Genomic DNA, 1017 nt, shown 5'->3' with positions numbered 1-1017 from the left:
AGGGGCTGACGGCGCGCGGCGGGCCGCGCGCGCGTTGCCGCGCCCGGCCCGCGGGGCTACATCCGGGCAGGACACCAGGGGACGCCCGCCATGCCCGAAACCGCCATCATCAGCGAGGTCGCCCCGCGCGACGGCATCCAGTCCATCACCGGCGCGCCGGTGACGACGGAGGCCAAGATCGCCCTGATCCGCGCCTGCTACGATGCCGGTCTCAGGCGCATGGAGGTGGGCTCCTTCGTCTCGCCCAAGGCCATTCCGCAGATGGCGGGGACCGAGGCGGTGCTGGCGGCCTGCAAGCAGATGCCGGGCCTGGAATCCACCGTGCTGGTGCCCAACCGCCGCGGCTTCGACACGGCGATCGCCCATGGCGCGGACCGGCTCGGCTTCTTCATGTCGGCGACCGCGGGGCACAACAAGGCGAACCTGAACCGCACGCGGGAGGAATCCTTCGCCGAACTGGCCGCGCTCGTCCGGGACACCCCCAAGGGGACGCTGATCCGCTTCAACCTCTCCTGCGTCTTCCACTGCCCCTTCGACGGCGTGGTGCCGGAGGCCGAGGCGCTCGACTGGATCGAGCGCATCGTCGCCCTGAACCCGGAGATGGAAATCGCGCTCGCCGACACCACGGGCAATGCCAGCCCCGACCAGGTGAACCGCGTCTTCCGCCACGCCATCGGCGCCTGGGGCCACCGCTTCGCCTTCCACGGCCACGACACCTACGGGATGGGTGTCGCGAACGTCTCGGCCGCGTGGGACGCGGGCTGCCGCGTCTTCGACAGCGCGGCCGGCGGCATCGGCGGCTGCCCCTTCGCCCCAGGCGCCACGGGCAACGTGGCGACCGAGGACGTGGTGTGGATGTTCCGCCGCATGGGCGTCGCCACGGGTGTGGATTGGAACCGCCTGCTGGTCGCGGCGGACATGGCGGCCGCCATCCCGGGCGCGGTGCCCGGCGGTCGGATGCGGGCGGTGCCGGCGGCGCGCCAGGCGGCGTGACCGCCCCGCCCTTCCGCGCCGGCC

Annotated in this window: 1 protein-coding gene; it reads left to right on the top strand. The window is 73.3% G+C overall.

Going from position 1 to position 1017, the window contains the following annotated elements; translation table 11 throughout:
* Nucleotides 1-90: 90 nt before the first annotated feature.
* Nucleotides 91-993, top strand: a complete 903-nt coding sequence (locus HW577_RS25540; RefSeq protein WP_198378885.1) for a hydroxymethylglutaryl-CoA lyase — start codon at nucleotides 91-93, stop codon at nucleotides 991-993.
* The last annotated feature ends 24 nt before the right edge of the window (nucleotides 994-1017 follow it).

Origin of the sequence: Neoroseomonas rubea, from assembly GCF_016106015.1 — a bacterium.
Classification (GTDB): Bacteria; Pseudomonadota; Alphaproteobacteria; order Acetobacterales; family Acetobacteraceae; genus Neoroseomonas; species Neoroseomonas rubea.
Note: the sequence above shows the minus strand (reverse complement) of the source record. Positions and strands in the feature narration are given on the sequence as shown.